The sequence below is a fragment of the Paenibacillus sp. GCM10027626 genome (assembly GCF_042676285.1).
In the GTDB taxonomy this organism is placed as follows: Bacteria; Bacillota; Bacilli; order Paenibacillales; family Paenibacillaceae; genus Paenibacillus_Z.
Genome location: NZ_JBHTHC010000008.1, coordinates 190935 through 209152, shown reverse-complemented (window position 1 = coordinate 209152; position 18218 = coordinate 190935). Strand labels below are relative to the sequence as shown.

The following is an 18218-nucleotide window of genomic DNA, read 5'->3' as shown; positions in this document are numbered from 1 at the left end:
GCCATAGTTGGCGTAAAAACTTAAGTCTTTTTACTGGGACTGGGATAATTTATGGTTTGTCCGAATACATTTAGACAATGAAGGCTGTCCGATATGTAACGGGAGGGAGAAGGGGATGGAACAACGTAAGTGGCACCAACTGGGAGCGGTCGAGCTCGCGCAAACATTGCAGACGTCGCTGGACACTGGGCTTGCGGGAACGGAAGCTGCGGAAAGATTGAACCGCAACGGTCGCAATGAGCTGTCGGAAGGCAAAAAAATATCGCCTGTGGCGTTATTTTTCAATCAGTTTAAAGATTTTATGGTGCTTGTACTGATTGGAGCGACGGTGGTATCCGCCGTGCTTGGCGAATATTTAGATGCAATTACGATTGTTGCTATCATTGTATTGAATGCCATACTTGGCTTCATTCAGGAATTCCGGGCAGAACGCTCGTTACGCGCGCTGAAGGAGATGTCGGCGCCAGTTGCCAAGGTGCTGCGCGGCGGGCAAATGAGTGCATTGCCGGCCAAACAACTGGTTGTTGGCGATGTAGTCGTGCTCGAAAGCGGCGACCGCATTCCAGCCGATATAAGATTCGTGGAGACAAGCAGCTGCTATGCAGAAGAATCAGCGCTTACAGGCGAATCTGTGCCGGTAGGAAAAGGCAGCCTTCCGCTGAGGGAAGAGGAGCTGCCGCTAGGCGACCAGCGCAACATCGGCTTTTTGGGAACGATGATTACGCGCGGCTCCGGCAAAGGGGTCGTTATCCGTACCGGCATGGATACGGAGATGGGGAAAATTGCCGGTTTGATCCAAAATACGGAGACGATGGCGACGCCGCTGCAGCATCGATTAGAGCAGCTTGGAAAAATTTTGATCGTTGTCGCCCTCGGTTTGACGATAATGGTTGTCCTGGCCGGCATTTTCCATGGCCAGCCGGCGTATCAGATGGTGCTTGCCGGTGTAAGCCTGGCTGTTGCCGCGATACCGGAAGGCTTGCCGGCGATTGTAACGATTGCGCTGGCGTTGGGCGTGCAGCGTATGATCAAGCGGCGGGCGATCGTCCGCAAGCTTCCTTCAGTAGAGACGCTTGGCTGTGCATCGGTTATTTGCTCCGATAAGACGGGAACGCTGACGCAAAATAAAATGACCGTAACCCGGATGTGGATCGGGGGGCGCAGTTTGGACGTGACGGGCGAAGGGTACGAGCCGGTAGGGGAGGCGACGGAGAATGGGGATGCCGTCGACGTTAAACATGATATGGCTCTGCGGCGTCTGCTGCAAGTAGCGGCCTTGTGCAACAATGCGTCCGTTGACAGAGCAGATACAGACGAGCAAACGAAACGTAAGAAGAGCAAGGATACGGCGGCGGCTGAGGAGTGGGTGCTCAAGGGCGATCCGACGGAAGGCGCACTGTCGGTGCTGGCTGCCAAGCTCGGTGTGAGCGCCAAATCTTTGGAAGGGCTGTATACACGCGAGATGGAGTTTTCTTTCGATTCGGATCGAAAGCGGATGTCCGTACTTGTATCCCATCAAGGCGGGAAGCTTGTTTATACAAAAGGTGCGCCGGATTTGCTGATGGGCCGCTGCAATTATATTTTGTGGGAAGGCAAGGTGGTGCCGTTTACCGGAAGCCTGCGGCAGAAGGTGACGAAGGCCGGCGAGGAAATGGCGCAGTCAGCCTTGCGCGTGTTGGGCTTTGCTTATCGCGAGCTGAAGACAAACGAAGTATGCAACGATGAGAATGACGCAGAAAACCAGTTAGTCTTTATCGGTCTGACGGGGATGATTGATCCGCCGCGCAGAGAGGTGCGCGACGCGATCGCCACCTGCCGCCAGGCAGGCATCAAGACCGTTATGATTACTGGCGATCATCAATTGACTGCGGAGGCGATCTCCGGCCAGCTCGGTATTATGCCGCGCGGCGGGCGCTCCATCAACGGCCAGCAGCTTGAAGGGTTGACCGACGAACAGCTCGATGAAATTGTAGATAACGTATATGTTTATGCCCGGGTTACGCCTGAGCACAAGCTGCGGATCGTGAAGTCTTTGCAGCGCCAGGGGCATGTCGTGGCGATGACCGGCGATGGCGTTAATGACGCACCGGCCATTAAAGCGGCTGATATCGGGATTGCGATGGGGATTACCGGCACCGATGTGTCGAAGGAAGCATCGGCACTTGTATTGAGCGATGATAATTTTTCTACGATTATTGCAGCTATTGAAGAAGGGCGCGGCATCTATGAAAATATCCGCAAATTTATCCGTTACCTGCTGGCCTCTAATGTAGGTGAAATCTTGACGATGTTTCTGGCGATGCTTGCCGGTCTTCCGCTGCCGCTCGTTCCGATTCAAATTTTGTGGGTTAATCTGGTAACGGACGGTTTGCCGGCTATGGCGCTGGGGGTCGATCAGGCGGAGAAGGATTTAATGCAGCAGAAGCCGCGCAAGGCGCGGGAAAACATTTTTGCGCGCCGGTTGGGCTGGAAAATTGTTAGCCGCGGAGTTTTGATCGGCGTGTGTACGCTGGGAGCCTTCTGGCTGACATTGCGTACCGATCCCGGCAATCCGGAACATCTGGTGCGGGCGCAGACGGTTGCATTTGCCACATTGGTGCTGGCGCAGCTGATTCATGTATTCGATTGCCGCAGCTCGCGCTCGATCTTCCATCGCAACATCCTGCAGAACAAATACTTGGTATTCGCAGTTTTGTCCTCGCTCGCATTGATGATTGGCGTTCTTTACATCGAAGCGCTGCAGCCGATTTTCAAGACAGTACCGCTCTCCTTCCGCGAATGGTGCCTGGTAATTGTCGCTGCCGGCATTCCGACGTTCTTTATGGGAATCGGCAGCGTCCTCAGCACCTCCAAAAAGAAAAAATCAAACTGGCCGATCAACGGTTCCAGGGCAGCAATGCGTTAACAACCAGCTCGCTGTCAGGCTGTCTTATAGGTCGCTTTTTAGCGGCTTATAGGCAGCCTTTTTCGTTTGTAAAAAATTAAATGGCGTTTTGCTGCAGTTTGATGTATGCTATTTCAATGTATCAATTAAATGCGATGTGAATACTGGAGATTATTGGCTGCTGGCCGGTAATTACTTAATAGAGCGATGAAAAGCTGGTATTTCGACTGGCTCTGGTGAATTTGTAAGGGGGCAATGAGAAGATGAAACCTTTGTTGCGAGAAGCGCTGGGGACGCGCATATTGACCGGTGATGGAGCGATGGGAACCTATTTGTACCAGATGGGCTTCCCGATCGGCATATCTTACGAGGAATTTAACGTTACGCGCCCTAATGTGATCGAGGATGTGCATCGCCGCTACTATGAAGCCGGCGCACGTGTAATCGAGACCAATACCTTTTCGGCCAATCATGAGAGTCTGAGCAAGTACGGGCTTGATCAGGAAGTAGAAGCTATCAACCGCGCCGGTGTGCGCAACGCCCGAGCGGCAGTAGGCAAGGACGCTTATGTTGTCGGGGCAGTCGGGGCGATTCGTGCCGGCAAGCGCAAAAATATGCGGACAGTCAATCTGCAGCAGATGTTTCGCCAGCAAATAAACGCCTTGCTCGAAGAAGGGGTTGACGGCATTCTGCTGGAAACCTTTTATGATTTGGATGAGATCCGGGTGGCGCTTCGCGTTGCGCGTGAACTGTCCGACATCCCTGTTTTGTGCCAATTTGCAGTGGAAAAGGACGCTGTCACTCAGGATGGCTACACGCTGGCCGACGCCTGCGACCGGCTGCGCGAGGACGGAGCAGATATGATCGGCTTCAATTGCCGCAGCGGCCCGAATGGAATCATGCGGGCGATCGAGGCGATCGGACAGGAACTCTCCCTGCCGATGTCCGTCTATCCGAACGCCGGTCTTCCCGACTATGTAGACGGCAAATATATGTTTACCGCGACGCCGGAATATTTCGGCCAATCGGCGCGTAAATTTGCCGATCGCGGCGCACGCATTATCGGCGGCTGCTGCGGAACGACGCCGGAGCACGTAGCGGCAATCGCCGCGGCTTTGGAGGGCTATGAAGCTAAGCAGGTTACCATTGTAGAGAAGCAGCCGATCCCCCGGCGCGAGGCAGTAGAGCTGAGTAGCCAACATGCTGAGCAGAAGGAGCTGGCGGAGCCGACGCTAGTCGATTTGGTCAAACAGCGGCATACTGTCATCGTAGAGCTCGATCCGCCGCGCGATCTGGATATCCGCAAATTTATGGCTGGCGCAGCCGCGCTCAAAGAGGTGCGGGCCGATGCTGTAACGATGGCCGATAACTCGCTGGCGGTAACCCGGATGAGCAATTTGGCGCTTGCCTCGCTCATTCAACAGCAGGTGGGCATCCGACCGCTGGCGCATATTGCCTGCCGCGACCGGAATTTGATCGGCACGCAATCCCATATGATGGGGCTCGACGCGCTGGGCATCAATCATGTTCTGGCCGTAACCGGCGATCCGGCCCGCTTCGGCGACCTGCCGGATTCAAAGTCCGTATACGACCTGACATCGTTCGAGATGATCCGCATGATCAAGCAGCTGAACGAAGGCGTCTCCTTTTCAGGCAAGGGGCTGAAGCAGAAAGCGAATTTCGTTGTCGGCGCTGCCTTTAATCCTAATGTTAAATATTTGGACAAGGCGATTGGCCGGCTTGAGCGGAAAATTGAAACAGGCGCGGATTACATTATGACACAGCCTGTATATGATCCGGAACTGATCGTCAAAGTTGCTGAAGGTACGAAACATTTGAAGGTTCCAATCTTTATCGGCATTATGCCGCTGGCCAGCGGACGCAACGCCGAATATCTGCATAACGAGGTTCCGGGTATTGAGCTTTCCGACGAAGTAAGGCGGCGCATGAGCGGGCTGGAAGGGGAAGCCGGCCGCGCAGAAGGTGTGAAGATTGCCGAGGAGCTTCTAGATGTAGCTATGCAGCATTTTAATGGCATTTATTTAATTACTCCATTTATGTTCTATGATATGACGGTTAGATTAACAAAATATGTAAGAGAAAAAGCGGGCTGCTGAGCAGGCAAGCCCGTTTTTTTTCTTTACTCAGCTTTTACACTTGTTACACATTCGAAAATGAATTATTATAGAGCATGGGTGCGCTTGCCATAACGGCGAATGGCAATAAGTAATCAGGCTGGACAAGCCGGATGATTGATATAAAAGATGCCATTATTGCTGACGCCGGAAAGAACGAACGTATGCTCCGGACTTTTTTCGTTAAGAATAGTGCAATGGCTGCTCTTTTTATTTTTTTAACCGTTATTTATTGAAGGTTGCCGCTTGTATCATTCTTGCGTATACCATATTTTCGTGAATTCATTGCAAATATCATGCACGAGAAGGACCGGAGGGGGAACCAAGGCATGGCTATTAAATTGATTAATATTGGCTTTGGAAACATCGTTTCCGCCAACCGCATCATTTCGATCGTGAGTCCGGAATCGGCGCCGATCAAACGGATTATCCAAGAAGCGCGGGATCGTCATATGCTTATTGACGCGACGTACGGTCGACGCACGCGCGCTGTAATTATTACCGACAGCGACCATGTCATCTTGTCAGCCGTTCAACCGGAAACTGTTGCACACCGGCTGTCAACCAAGGATGACGATCACGACGAATAATGACGGGGAGTACTATGAACAGAGGATTGTTAATTGTTTTATCAGGGCCTTCCGGTGTAGGGAAAGGAACTGTATGCGCCGAGTTGAGAAAAAAGGACAAAGAGCTGATCTATTCTGTGTCGGCTACTACCCGCGCTCCCAGACAAGGCGAGGTTGAGGGGATCAATTATTTTTTTAAGACTAAAGAACAGTTTCAGTCGATGATTGCAAGCGATGCTTTGCTGGAATATGCGGAGTATGTCGGCAATTATTACGGAACGCCGCGCGATTTTGTAGAGCGCATGCTGGCTTCCGGCAAGGATGTTATCCTTGAGATCGAAGTTCAAGGCGCGTTAAAAGTGAAAGAAAAGTTTCCGGAGGGCGTTTTTATTTTCCTGCTGCCGCCATCGCTTGATGTGCTTAAGGAGCGCATTACGGGACGGGGAACGGAAAACTCCGATGTCATCGATCATCGCATGAATGTAGCGGTGGAAGAGATGAATTTAATTCACTATTACGATTATGCGGTCGTTAATGACAAGATTGACCAGGCATGCCACCGCATACAATCTATAATAACCGCTGAACATTGCCGTAAGGACCGCTTCGTGGCCGGTCTGAACACAATGGCGGCGGCGACCGAGAAAGCTTGAATGAGGTGAAAAGAGATGTTGTACCCGTCGATTGATGAAATGATGAAAAAAGTAGACTCCAAATATTCGCTCGTCGTTGCTGCTTCGCGCAGAGCGCGGATGCTTCGCGACGGAGCAGCCAGCGACCTTGGCCAGCCAAAGTCGCATAAATTTGTCGGAGTAGCGCTTGAAGAGATTTTCCATGATCACGTTCAGGTCGAGACGAATGTTGAAAAAGATGAAGTACAGGCAGAAGCATAAAGGAACACCGATAACAACCCTTGCGGTTGTTATTTTTTTCAAAATAGAGTAGGAGAGGAGCGAGCCGAAGATGTTGGAAGGAAAACGGATTGTACTCGGCATTTCCGGAGGGATCGCCGCTTATAAAGCAGCGTCTATTTGCAGCAAGCTCGTACAGGCCGGCGCCTCGGTCAAGGTTGTGATGACGGAATCGGCAACCCGCTTTATTACCCCGCTCACGCTGCAAACCTTGTCAAGAAATCCGGTCTATCTCGATACATTTGATGAGTTCGATCCTGCAGTAGTCGCGCATATCGATTTGGCGGACCATGCCGATCTTGTGCTGCTGGCGCCCGCCACAGCCAATATATTGTCGAAGATGGCGACAGGTCTTGCCGACGATATGCTATCAACGACTTTGCTGGCTACGACAGCACCGATCATGGTGGCGCCGGCGATGAATGTGCATATGTACGCCCACCCTGCGGTAGAGCATAATATGGAGCTGCTGAAGCGGCGCGGCGTCCGCTTTATCGAGCCGGGCACGGGGCTGCTTGCCTGCGGATATGTAGGAAAAGGGCGGCTAGCCGAGCCGGAGGATATTGTTGCCGCAGTCGTTCAATGGTTTGCCGCGAGCCGCCTGCTCGAAGGCAAGCGGGTGCTTGTTACAGCCGGCGGAACGGTGGAGCGTCTGGATTCGGTGCGTTATCTGACTAACGATTCCTCCGGCAAAATGGGATTTGCCATTGCCGAGACAGCCGCCCGGCTTGGGGCGAAGGTGACGGTTGTTGCCGCAAAGACGACAGCAGCTATGCCGGCAGCGGATGTAGAGCTTGTTCATGTGGAATCGGCTGAAGAGATGCTGCAGACGGTCGCCGCGCGTTATGACGATGCGGACATCGTAATTAAGTCTGCTGCGGTGGCGGATTATCGGCCGGTAACCAGAGTGCCTGGCAAAATGAAAAAAACAAATAGTGAGCGTCTGGTGCTTGAATTAGAACGGACGACGGATATTTTGCAGACGCTCGGCGCGCGCAAAAAGGGGCAATTTCTGGTCGGTTTCGCAGCGGAGACGGAACAAATCGAAACATACGCTATGGACAAGCTGCAGCGCAAAAATTGCGATTTGATTGTAGCCAATGATGTAACGGCGGAAGGAGCCGGATTTAATGTCGACACGAATATCGTCCAAGTGTTTGGCGCCGAGGGACGGGTAGCCTCCTGGCCGCTGCTGTCCAAGCACGAAGTGGCTGAGAAATTGCTGCAGCTTGTTGCAGAGCGAATGGCGGCAAGGGAGGCGCGCGAATGATCGCCAAAATCATCGTTGATGTGCCGAGCCGCCAAACGGATCGGCCATTTGACTATGAAGTCCCTGAGCGCTATCGGGGTTGGCTGGAGATCGGCAGCCGAGTTGCGGTGCCCTTTGGCGGACGTGTCGTGCAAGGCTTTGTCGTCGCTTTTGCCGATGCTGCAGAGGTTGACAGAAAGAAAATCAAGCCGGTGGCGGAATTGCTGGATCATTGGCCGCCCCTGTCGCCGGATCTTATAGAATTGGCCGACTGGATGAGCGGCAAATATTGCTGTGCCATGACAACATCGCTGCAGGCGATGATCCCGGCGGCGCTTAAAGGCAAGGCCGAGTCTGTCGTCACGATAGCCGAGGAGGAGATGAGCCGTTTTATCACTTCTGCCGATTGGGTCGATTATATTCGCAAAAGCGGCGGTTCTGTGAAGCTGGCTTCCTTGCAGGAGCGCTTTCCTGCTGCGGCTGGAGAGGTGAAGGCGGCTATCCGCGCCGGGGCGCTGGTCGAGCAGGTTGCCATTCGCGACCGGTTGAAGATTAAAAAGGTGCTGGCCGTCTTCCCGCCGGAGGATCGTGAGGCAGCTGAGGCTGCGATCGGGCAAATACCTGCCAGAGCCGTTAAGCAGCGCGAGGTGCTGCGGTTTATGATCAGTCAGCAGGAGCCGGTCGCGCTTGCTCGAGTGGTGGAGGAGCTGCAGACGACCTCTGCCACGGTGCGTGCGGTGGCGGATAAGGGTTTCCTGGTTTTGCAGGAGGTGGAGCAGGAACGGGACCCGTATGCGGGAAGGACGTTCGCACGGACGCAGCCGCTGCCGCTAACAGAGGGGCAGCAAGCGGTATTTGCACCGATTGCGGAAGCGATAGACAGGCAGAGCTCGCGGGTCTTTTTACTTCATGGCGTGACGGGGAGCGGCAAGACGGAGGTCTATTTGCAGGCGATCGAGCATTGTCTCAATTATGGCCGGCAAGCAATCGTTCTTGTTCCGGAAATTTCGCTGACGCCGCAAATGGTAGAACGATTCAAAGGCAGATTCGGCGATGAGGTAGCCGTGCTGCACAGCCGGCTATCGCATGGGGAACGATATGATGAATGGCGCAAAATACGGGAGCGCCGGGCTACGGTGGCGATCGGCGCCAGATCGGCCGTGTTTGCTCCGTTCGAGCAGTTGGGCTTGATTATTATCGACGAGGAGCATGAGTCTTCCTATAAACAGGAGGAAAGCCCAAAATATCATGCGCGCGACGTTGCGGTGCGCCGCGCCCGCCAGCATGGGGCGGCTGTCGTGCTCGGCTCGGCCACCCCTTCGCTGGAAAGCTATGCAGCGGCAGCGGCATCCCGCAATCAAGCGGGGAGCGGCGACGGGGAGAGAGGATCGGCGCTGCTGCAGATGCGGCAGCGCGTCGGTCAGCGTCCGCTGCCGCCAGTCGAGATCGTCGACATGCGCTCCGAGCTGAAGAACGGCAATCGTTCGATGTTTAGCAGGCAGCTGCATGCAGCGCTTGCCGCCAGACTGGAGCGGGGCGAGCAGTCTGTGCTGCTGTTGAACCGCCGCGGCTATTCGACCTTTGTTATGTGCCGTTCGTGCGGCTATACTGCACAATGCCCGCACTGCGACATTTCACTGACGTATCATCAGAAATCAAGATTGCTGCGCTGCCATTATTGCGGCTTTGGCCAGCCTGCTCCGACGGCATGCCCGTCCTGTGAAAGCGAACATATCCGGTTTTTCGGAACCGGGACACAGCGTGTGGAGGAAGAGTTGTCCAAACTTTTTCCCGGCATCAGAGTCATTCGTATGGATGTCGATACGACCACAGAGAAGGGCTCGCATGAAAAATGGTTGAGCCTGTTCGGTGAACGCAAGGCTGATGTGCTGCTAGGGACGCAGATGGTTGCTAAGGGGCTTGATTTCCCGTACGTTACGCTAGTTGGCGTTATCGCGGCTGATACGTCGCTGCATTTGCCCGATTTCCGCGCGGGAGAAAAGACATTCCAGCTGCTGACGCAAGTGGCGGGGCGTGCAGGCAGGCATGAGCTGCCGGGCGAGGTTATTATTCAAACCTACAATCCGGAGCATTACGCCATCACGACTGCGCAGCATCACGATTATGACGCCTTCATAAATGAGGAGATGCGGCATCGCCGGCAGATGTCTTACCCGCCGTATTGCCGCCTTATTTTGATTACGCTGTCGCATGAGCAGCTTGCTTTAGTGATCACTGAGGGCGAGAGGCTGGCGGAGCTGCTGCGGGAGCAGGTCAGAAAGGCGGGAATAGCGGAAGGAGACGAAGGAACAGGCAATCGTTTTATAAGTATTTTAGGGCCGGTGGCTTCACCAATTGCCAGAATGAAAGATCGCTATCGTTTTCAATGTATGATAAAATATCGGGGAAATGTTGATGCGACAAATATATTGAACCGGGCGTTAGCTTTGCTGACAGGCCCGAAGGGACAACAAAAAATCCAAATCGGTGTCGATGTTGACCCGCAAGTGATATTGTAGTCAGGCTTGCTGCGGCGGCTTGTCATAAGGAGGATATTGAAGTGGCTATTCGACTAATTGTTAAGGACCCCGATCCGGTTCTGCGCGAGCAGGCGATCACAGTAACAAAATTTAATGCCAATTTGCACAAGCTGCTTAATGATATGGCGGAGACGATGTACGATGCGCAAGGTGTAGGCCTCGCTGCGCCGCAGATCGGTATTTCAAAGCGTGTCATTGTAGTAGATATCGGCGACGAGCAAGGGTTGGTCGAAATGGTTAATCCGGAAATCGTCCATCGGGAAGGGGAGCAGATCGGTCCCGAGGGCTGCCTGAGCATCCCGAATATTAATGGCGATGTCAAGCGAGCGCAGCTCATTAAAGTAAAAGGCTTTGACCGCGACGGCCAAGCATTCGAAATGGAAGCCGAGGGCTATCTGGCACGGGCCTTTCAACATGAAATCGATCATCTGAACGGGGTTTTGTTCACAGATATTGCGGAATCCGTCTATGATATATCAGATAAACCGCGTCAGGCGCGTGGAGAGTGATCGTATGCGAATCGTATTTATGGGTACACCCGAGTTCGCTGTTCCATCGTTGGAGGCGCTCGTTGCTGCCGGACATCAGATTGCTGCAGTCGTGACACAGCCTGACCGGCCGAAAGGGCGAAAAAAAGTAATGACGCCTCCACCGGTAAAAGAAGCTGCGCAAGCTCGCGGATTTACTGTTTACCAGCCGGAAAAGCTGCGAGGCTCGAGCGCGGTGGACGAACTTGTGAAGCTGGCGCCTGATTTGATTGTAACTGCTGCATACGGGCAAATTTTGCCGAAGCGGGTGCTGGACATACCGCGGCTTGGCTGCATTAATGTCCATGGCTCGCTGCTGCCGCGTTACCGCGGCGGCGCGCCGATTCAGCGGGCGATCATGAATGGCGAGGAAGTGACGGGGGTCACAATTATGTACATGGCCGAAGGGCTGGATACAGGCGATATGATCAGCAAAGTCGTGGTGCGGATTGAAGAAGAGGATACGGCAGGCTCCATATTCGCCAAGCTGAGCGAGGCAGGAGCCAAGCTGCTGCTTGAGACGCTTCCCGCTCTTGAAGAAGGCACTGTCACGGCGGAAAAACAAAATGACGCCGAAGCGACCTATGCCGCCAATTTGACCCGCGCTGATGAACAGATCGATTGGCGGCGTTCTGCCCGGCAATTATTCAATCAAGTGAGGGGGCTCTCCCCGATGGCAGGGGCGTTCACCATGCTTGACGGCGCCCCCTTTAAAGTGTGGGGATGCAAGCCGGAGGCGGAAGTGTCTGCCGGAAAAACGCCAGGGACGGTACTGGCTGCAGACACTGACGGCATCGTGGTTCAGACGGGGGAAGGAGCGCTGCGCCTCCTCGTCATCCAGCCTGCCGGCAAAAAAGCGATGGCTGCTGCCGAGTGGCTGAAGGGCGCGCGCCTTGCGGCCGGCACTCAATTTGGCGGTGAGCAGTCTTGAATAGGCCGAGAGGAATACAGGTGCGAACAGCGCGGGAAGCGGCGCTGCAAATATTGATTAAAGTGGCGGAAGCGGGAGCCTACAGCAATTTGCAGCTGAATCAAGTGCTGCAGGAAGCAAATTTGTCGCGGCAGGATGCCGCGCTGGCGACCGAGCTCGTCTATGGTACCATCCAGCACCGGCGACTGCTTGACTACCGGCTGGCTGCGCTTGTGACGAAAGGATTTCATAAGCTTAATCCATGGGTGCTGCAATTGCTGCGCATGAGCGCATACCAGATGCTTTGCCTTGACCGGATACCGCCGCATGCCATTGTAAATGAGGCGGTGCAAATTGCCAAGCGGCGGGGGCATGCCGGAATATCCGGCATGGTAAACGGCGTGCTGCGCAATATGGAAAGAAGACGCGATGAGCTGCGTGGGCAAGTAGCTGCGGAGGACCCTATCCAGCGTATCGGAATAACATATTCATATCCGGACTGGCTGGTCGAGCGGTGGGTGCAGGCGTATGGCGAGCGCGAAGCCGAGACGATATGCGCTGCAGGCAATGAGCCCCCGAGTGCCAGCCTGCGCGTCAACCGGCTTCGCCTTTCGCGCGAGGAGCTGCAGCAGCAGCTTGCGCAAAGCGGATATTCGGCAGAGGCCTCCAAGCTCGCCCCCGACGGCATAGTTATCAAAGGCGGCGGAAATTTGGCATTAGCTGACGGCTATGCCGAGGGCCTATGGTCATTGCAGGACGAAAGCTCGATGCTTGTAGCGGCAGTGTGCGCCCCGGAGCCGGGCAGCGCTGTGCTCGATTGCTGCGCAGCCCCAGGCGGGAAAGCGGCCCATCTGGCGGAGCGGATGAACGATCGGGGGCGTATTGTTGCCAATGATGTCCATGAGCACAAAAGGCAGCTTATCGAGCGGCAGGCCAGCCGTCTCGGCTTGCATATTATCGAGGCTGTCACCGGAGATGCGGCCGGGCTGTCCGCCCGTTATCCGGCAGGGTCGTTCGATCTCGTACTGCTTGATGCGCCCTGCTCGGGACTCGGTGTCATTCGCCGCAAGCCGGAAATTAAATGGACAAAGTCGCCGGAGGATATTGCGGCGATCGCTGAACTGCAGCGCCGGCTGCTTGCAGAAGCGGCCAAGCTTGTACGTCCCGGCGGCACGCTTGTATATAGCACATGTACAATTGAGCGGGAGGAAAACGAAGGGCAAATCGCGGCATTTTTGGACAGCCATGCGGAATTTGCGCTGGACTGCGATTGGCCGGAGCCGGTGCTGCTGCCGTTGCAGGCAGCCGGAGCTGCCGCAGAGCCGTTCCGCGGTGAGGCTCAGCTGCTGCCGCAGCATTTTGACAGTGACGGTTTTTATATCGCCCGACTAAAACGGCAAGCGATTGGTCAGGCTGAGTAATATAAGCGCCTGTGGCAGCTTCAGTGGTCTGCTACAGGCGTTTGTGGTAAAATAAAGCGATGCGGTGCAGCGAGCGCATCTATTTTAGAAGGAAACAGGGGTAAATTGATGAAACCATTCATCTATGATTATACGCTTGAGCAGCTTGAGAACTGGATGAAGGAAAACGGCGAGCCAGCCTTTCGCGGCTTGCAGCTGTTTGAGTGGCTCTATGTAAAAAGGGTCAAAAGTTTCGAAGAGATGACGAATTTGCCGAAGGCGCTGCGCGCGAAGCTGGATGAACAATTCCAATTCGTAACGCTTTCGGAAATTACCCGTTTTGAATCCAAGGACGGCACCGTCAAGTTTTTGTTCGGCTTGCACGACAACCATGCGATTGAGACTGTCATTATGCGCCATAACTATGGCAACAGCATTTGTGTCACGACTCAGGTGGGCTGCCGGATCGGCTGCACCTTCTGCGCCTCGACGCTTGGCGGGCTGAAACGGAATTTGACAGCAGGCGAAATTGTCGCCCAAGTCGTGACAGCGCAGCAAATGCTGGATGCTACCGATGAACGGGTGTCAAGCATCGTCATTATGGGCTCCGGCGAGCCATTCGAAAATTATGACGCGACGATGGCGTTTTTGCGGATTATGATCCATGAGAAGGGGCTGCATATCGGCCAGCGCCATATTACGGTATCGACAAGCGGCATTGTGCCGAGCATGTATAAATTTGCCGAAGAAAATACGCAGATCAATCTGGCGATTTCCATTCATGCGCCGAACGATGCTCTGCGCTCGAAGCTCATGCCGGTTAACAGACGCTTCCCGTTCGATGATGTGATCGAAGCATGCCGCTACTACATTGCGAAGACGGGTAGACGCATTACGTTTGAATATGCGCTCATCGGCGGTGTCAACGATCAGAACGAACATGCAGAGGAACTGGCCAGCGTGCTTAAGGACATGCTTTGCCATGTCAATCTCATTCCGGTCAATCATGTGCCGGAGCGCAAATATGTACGCACTCCGCGGGAACAGATTTTTGAGTTTCAACGGATTTTGGAACGCAATAATGTAAATGCTACGATCCGCAGAGAGCAGGGACATGATATTGCGGCAGCCTGCGGACAGCTTCGGGCGAAACATATGCAATCGACGACGGGGTGATCGATGATGAAAATAGCATATCGAAGCGATGTCGGGAGAGTTCGGCATGTGAATGAGGATCGCGCATGGGCGGAGCAAAAGGACGGCGGTTTGATCGTCGCGATTGTTGCAGACGGCATGGGGGGCCATCAGGCAGGCGATGTAGCCAGCGAATTGGCGATGGATACTTTTCGGGATGCGCTTGCGGATAAAGACGGGCAATTGTCGCAGGACGAGTGCAAAATGCTCGTCCGGCAAGCGATTTTGCAAGCGAATGAAGTGGTGTTCGATACGGCAAGGCAAAATGAACGCTATCATAATATGGGAACGACGGTCGTGGCGGCGCTCATGCAAAATGAGCGCGGCGTTATCGGGCATATTGGCGACAGCCGCGCTTATATTTTGCAACATGGCGAGCTATCTCAACTGACCGAGGATCATACGCTTGTTAATGAATTGGCCAAATCAGGGCAATTGACTCCGGAAGAGGCGGCTAATCATCCCAGACGAAATGTGTTGACGCGCGCGCTTGGCACAGACGCTCAAGTGGAGGTTGATATTCGCAGCATCTCTTGGACGGCGGGCGATATGCTGATATTATGCAGCGACGGCCTAACCAATAAGGTAGAGGAAAGAGAGATTCATGATACATTGCAGTCGGACGGGCTCAGTCTGGACGAGAAAGCGGAACAGTTGGTTGAACTGGCGCTGCAGGCCGGCGGAGACGATAACATTACAGTCGTTCTGTTGCATCATGCCGACGACACAGAGCAAGAGAGGTGAGCGACATGATTGGACATGAATTAGGCGGAAGGTATGAAATCATTACCCGGGTTGGCGGGGGCGGAATGGCGCTCGTCTATAAAGCTCAGGATTTACTGCTGAACCGTCATGTAGCAGTCAAAATACTCCGGCCGCAGTTTACGCATGACGAGGAGTTTATCCGGCGCTTTCGCCGCGAGGCGCAGTCCGCGGCGGCGCTCTCGCATCCGAATGTTGTCAGTATCTATGACGTCGGTCAAGAAGGCGATACTCATTATATCGTTATGGAATATGTTGAAGGCCATAACCTGAACGAAGTTATTCAGCAACGTGCGCCATTGCAGGCTGAGGAAGCGGTTCACATTGCTATCCAAATATGCGACGCGCTGGAACATGCCCATCATAAACAAATCATTCATCGGGATATTAAACCGCATAATATATTAATTGGCAATAATGGCCGGGTCAAGGTTACCGATTTTGGCATTGCGCGGGCCGTAACCTCGTCGACGATTACACAGACGGGATCGGTAGTCGGCTCCGTTCACTATTTTTCACCCGAGCATGCCAAAGGCGTCAATGCCGGCGAAAAATCGGATTTGTATTCATTAGGGATCGTATTATATCAAATGATGACCGCCCGTTTGCCTTTTCTGGGCGAGAGCCCGATCAGCGTTGCCTTGAAGCATTTGCAGGAAAACTTTGAGGATCCGCGGGCGGTCAATCCGTATATTCCGCAAAGCGTGGAAAATATTATTTTGCGGGCCATGCGCAAAAATCCGAATGAACGTTACGAATCGGCGGAGGATATGCTGCACGATCTGGAGACCTGCTTGATGCCCGACAGGCTGAACGAGCCGCGCATTACATTCCATTCGGATAACGGCGATTTCGAGGAAACGAAAATTATGCCGGCGATCCGGGGAGGGGCGATGGAGACGGTCGTCGCGCCTGCCGTGCAACAGCGCAAGCGCGAGGAAGACGGAGGGCAGGAAGGGCGCGCGGATGCCCGCAAGCCGGAGGAAAAGCCCAAGCGGAAGCGCTGGGTAAAGCCTACGGTTGCAGTCACCTTGACGCTGCTCGTCATCGGACTTGTTTATTGGGGCGCCATGACCGTGATCAGTTGGTTTGAAGTAGAGGAAGTCGATGTGCCTTATGTCGTAACCATGACGGAGACGGATGCTAGAGCCGCATTGGAGAAGGCTGGATTGCGGGTAGAGGAGCCTGTCGTAAAAATGAACAAAGAAGGCGTCTCGAAGGATGTCGTCTACGATCAAACGAAAGCAAACGAACGCGTTAAGGTGGGCACGCCGATCAAGCTTTATATTAGTACCGGTCCGAATATGCAGATGGCGCTAAATTATGTAAGCCAAATGTATGAAACGGCAAGAGACGAGCTGACCGCACTAGGCGTTCCAGACGACCAGATAAAGGCCGAAGAGGAATTCAGTGACGAGCCGGTCGGCACCATTTTGGAGCAGTCGCTGGAGGCCGGAGCGGAGTTCGACCCGAAGCAGGCGCATGTTGTGTTTAAAGTCAGCAAAGGGAAAGAGACCGTCCGTATGCCGAATTTGATCGGTAAGCCGGAAGCGGAGGCGATCAAGCTGCTGAAATCGCTCGGCTTGGATGTCAAGGCCGAGGATACCGTTCGTCAGCCGAGTTATGGCGAAAAGGGACTTGTCATCAAGCAGTACCCTTATGAACCGGATAGCGTCGTGCCAAAGGACGAGGAGATTACGCTGACGATTAGCGACGGTCTGCCTAGCGAAGCGGTGGAGTATACCTTCAAGTTCTATATTTCGCCGGCTCACGCGGGCAAATCGAGCGAAATCGGCATTACGTACTCGGACGCCACCACGGATAAAAAAGAACTGCCCAAGCGCACCATTACGAGACCGGAAAATTTCCCGGTCAAAGTCATCTTGGGTCCGAATGATGAGGCCAGAGTCACAATTACGCGCGATGGCGAGCTGGTCGATATTTTCACGAAAACCTATGAAGATGTGAAAAATAATAATGATGGTATGCCGGAAACGATTCCTGGTATCGATCCGCCGCCGGATATCCCTGTACAAGGAGGAGAAGGGAGCGGATCAACCAATGGCGGGGGCAATGGAAACGGCAGCGGCAATGACTCAGGAAACAACGGCGGAGTGGTAGACGGCTTCACCGACAGTCCGGAACAGTCGTCCACAAATAACTTTACTAATCAGGGAGAGCCTGATCAAGGAGCAGGAAACAACAATGCCGGAACGCAATAGCGCGGCTGTTGGCCGCATCGTTAAAGCGCTGAGTGGATATTATTATGTTCTGCCGGAAGAAATGGATTGGCATTCGGTGCCGATTCAATGCCGGGCCAGAGGGATTTTTAAAAAACGCGGGGAGTCGCCGCTCGTCGGCGACTTGGTTACTTACGAACACACAAGCAATGGAGAAGGCGCCGTCAACTCTATTTTGCCGCGCACCTCGGAGCTGGTTCGCCCGCCAGTGGCCAATATCGATCTGGCAGTGCTTGTTTTCTCGGTAACAGAGCCTGCGCTGAATCTGCAGCTGCTTGACAAGTTTCTGGCTCATATCGAGCATGCGGGCCTGCAGGCGATTCTATGCTTAAGCAAGCAGGATTTAGCTGAGCACGGGCCTGATATGGAGGAAGCGCAGCAAGCGATGGAGCAGGTGAAGGCGATTTATGAGCCGATCGGCTATGAGGTTTTCTCGACTAGCTCGCGGCTTGGTTCGGGTACTGATGCGCTCTACAATCGTTTACAGGGGCACCTTGCCGTACTGGCAGGCCAGTCGGGCGTAGGCAAGTCCTCGTTGCTCAATGCCCTAGTGCCGGGGCTTGCGCTGGAAACTAACGAGATTAGCAGCAAATTGGGCCGCGGCAAGCATACAACCCGCCATGTAGAGCTGATTCCGGTCGGCGACGGATATGTGGCCGATACGCCCGGGTTCAGCCAGCTTGATTTCACTGCGCTTGGCTGCGACGATCTGACCGGCTGCTTCCGTGAAATGAGAGAGCGTGCGGAGCAGTGCAAATTCCGCGGCTGCACGCATTTGCACGAGCCTGGCTGCGCTGTACTGGAAGCATTGGGCAAAGGGGAAATCGCGGCCAGCCGGTATGAGCATTATAAGCAATTTACGATGGAACTGAAAGACAAGAAGCGGAGGTACTAAAC

14 protein-coding genes are annotated in these 18218 nt (G+C 53.9%); all 14 read left to right on the top strand.

Annotated elements, in window-relative coordinates:
- Positions 1-115 precede the first annotated feature (115 nt).
- The 14 genes from ACFQ0N_RS17315 to rsgA all read left to right on the top strand — a co-directional run bounded on the left by ACFQ0N_RS17315 (position 116) and on the right by rsgA (position 18216).
- Positions 116-2905: a calcium-translocating P-type ATPase, SERCA-type gene (locus tag ACFQ0N_RS17315; protein ID WP_379328327.1), complete on the top strand. Its 2790-nt coding sequence runs from the start codon at positions 116-118 to the stop codon at positions 2903-2905.
- Between the two features lie 242 nt (positions 2906-3147).
- Positions 3148-5001 carry a bifunctional homocysteine S-methyltransferase/methylenetetrahydrofolate reductase gene (locus tag ACFQ0N_RS17310; RefSeq protein WP_379328325.1) on the top strand — a complete coding sequence of 618 codons (1854 nt, stop codon included), beginning with the start codon at positions 3148-3150 and terminating at the stop codon, positions 4999-5001.
- A gap of 347 nt (positions 5002-5348) precedes the next feature.
- Complete coding sequence (gene remA, locus ACFQ0N_RS17305; RefSeq protein ID WP_020615370.1) at positions 5349-5609, top strand: extracellular matrix/biofilm regulator RemA; 261 nt, start codon at positions 5349-5351, stop codon at positions 5607-5609.
- A gap of 14 nt (positions 5610-5623) precedes the next feature.
- Positions 5624-6241 carry a guanylate kinase gene (gmk, locus tag ACFQ0N_RS17300; protein WP_379328323.1) on the top strand — a complete coding sequence of 206 codons (618 nt, stop codon included), beginning with the start codon at positions 5624-5626 and terminating at the stop codon, positions 6239-6241.
- A 15-nt stretch (positions 6242-6256) separates the two neighbouring features.
- The gene (gene rpoZ, locus ACFQ0N_RS17295; RefSeq protein WP_379328321.1) at positions 6257-6481 is read left to right on the top strand and encodes a DNA-directed RNA polymerase subunit omega; all 225 of its coding nucleotides are present in this window, start codon (positions 6257-6259) and stop codon (positions 6479-6481) included.
- 70 nt (positions 6482-6551) lie between these two features.
- On the top strand, positions 6552-7769 hold the full coding sequence (coaBC, locus tag ACFQ0N_RS17290) for a bifunctional phosphopantothenoylcysteine decarboxylase/phosphopantothenate--cysteine ligase CoaBC (RefSeq protein ID WP_379328319.1): 1218 nt from the start codon (positions 6552-6554) through the stop codon (positions 7767-7769).
- Positions 7766-10267 (top strand): primosomal protein N', encoded by a 2502-nt coding sequence (gene priA, locus ACFQ0N_RS17285; RefSeq protein ID WP_379328317.1) that lies wholly within the window; start codon positions 7766-7768, stop codon positions 10265-10267. Before coaBC ends, priA begins: the two co-directional genes overlap by 4 nt.
- A gap of 41 nt (positions 10268-10308) precedes the next feature.
- Positions 10309-10797, top strand: coding sequence for a peptide deformylase (gene def, locus ACFQ0N_RS17280; protein WP_379328315.1), 489 nt, complete (start codon positions 10309-10311; stop codon positions 10795-10797).
- Between the two features lie 4 nt (positions 10798-10801).
- Positions 10802-11746, top strand: a complete 945-nt coding sequence (fmt, locus tag ACFQ0N_RS17275) for a methionyl-tRNA formyltransferase (protein ID WP_379328313.1) — start codon at positions 10802-10804, stop codon at positions 11744-11746.
- A 20-nt stretch (positions 11747-11766) separates the two neighbouring features.
- Positions 11767-13146 carry a 16S rRNA (cytosine(967)-C(5))-methyltransferase RsmB gene (rsmB, locus tag ACFQ0N_RS17270; RefSeq protein ID WP_379328311.1) on the top strand — a complete coding sequence of 460 codons (1380 nt, stop codon included), beginning with the start codon at positions 11767-11769 and terminating at the stop codon, positions 13144-13146.
- A 108-nt stretch (positions 13147-13254) separates the two neighbouring features.
- Positions 13255-14301, top strand: a complete 1047-nt coding sequence (rlmN, locus tag ACFQ0N_RS17265; RefSeq protein ID WP_379328309.1) for a dual-specificity RNA methyltransferase RlmN — start codon at positions 13255-13257, stop codon at positions 14299-14301.
- Positions 14302-14304: 3 nt separating this feature from the next.
- On the top strand, positions 14305-15063 hold the full coding sequence (locus tag ACFQ0N_RS17260) for a Stp1/IreP family PP2C-type Ser/Thr phosphatase (RefSeq protein ID WP_379328307.1): 759 nt from the start codon (positions 14305-14307) through the stop codon (positions 15061-15063).
- 5 nt (positions 15064-15068) lie between these two features.
- Positions 15069-17303 carry a Stk1 family PASTA domain-containing Ser/Thr kinase gene (gene pknB, locus ACFQ0N_RS17255; protein WP_379328305.1) on the top strand — a complete coding sequence of 745 codons (2235 nt, stop codon included), beginning with the start codon at positions 15069-15071 and terminating at the stop codon, positions 17301-17303.
- On the top strand, positions 17287-18216 hold the full coding sequence (gene rsgA / locus ACFQ0N_RS17250; RefSeq protein WP_379328302.1) for a ribosome small subunit-dependent GTPase A: 930 nt from the start codon (positions 17287-17289) through the stop codon (positions 18214-18216). The genes pknB and rsgA overlap by 17 nt, the downstream gene beginning before the upstream one ends.
- Positions 18217-18218: the final 2 nt, after the last annotated feature.

Excerpts from the sequence above, each read along its gene's own strand:
- ACFQ0N_RS17315 (WP_379328327.1), top strand. The coding sequence starts at position 116 with ATGGAACAACGTAAGTGGCACCAACTGGGAGCGGTCGAGCTCGCGCAA.
- ACFQ0N_RS17310 (WP_379328325.1), top strand. The coding sequence starts at position 3,148 with ATGAAACCTTTGTTGCGAGAAGCGCTGGGGACGCGCATATTGACCGGT.
- remA (WP_020615370.1), top strand. The coding sequence starts at position 5,349 with ATGGCTATTAAATTGATTAATATTGGCTTTGGAAACATCGTTTCCGCC.
- gmk (WP_379328323.1), top strand. The coding sequence starts at position 5,624 with ATGAACAGAGGATTGTTAATTGTTTTATCAGGGCCTTCCGGTGTAGGG.
- rpoZ (WP_379328321.1), top strand. The coding sequence starts at position 6,257 with ATGTTGTACCCGTCGATTGATGAAATGATGAAAAAAGTAGACTCCAAA.
- coaBC (WP_379328319.1), top strand. The coding sequence starts at position 6,552 with ATGTTGGAAGGAAAACGGATTGTACTCGGCATTTCCGGAGGGATCGCC.
- priA (WP_379328317.1), top strand. The coding sequence starts at position 7,766 with ATGATCGCCAAAATCATCGTTGATGTGCCGAGCCGCCAAACGGATCGG.
- fmt (WP_379328313.1), top strand. The coding sequence starts at position 10,802 with ATGCGAATCGTATTTATGGGTACACCCGAGTTCGCTGTTCCATCGTTG.
- rlmN (WP_379328309.1), top strand. The coding sequence starts at position 13,255 with ATGAAACCATTCATCTATGATTATACGCTTGAGCAGCTTGAGAACTGG.
- ACFQ0N_RS17260 (WP_379328307.1), top strand. The coding sequence starts at position 14,305 with ATGATGAAAATAGCATATCGAAGCGATGTCGGGAGAGTTCGGCATGTG.
- pknB (WP_379328305.1), top strand. The coding sequence starts at position 15,069 with ATGATTGGACATGAATTAGGCGGAAGGTATGAAATCATTACCCGGGTT.
- rsgA (WP_379328302.1), top strand. The coding sequence starts at position 17,287 with ATGCCGGAACGCAATAGCGCGGCTGTTGGCCGCATCGTTAAAGCGCTG.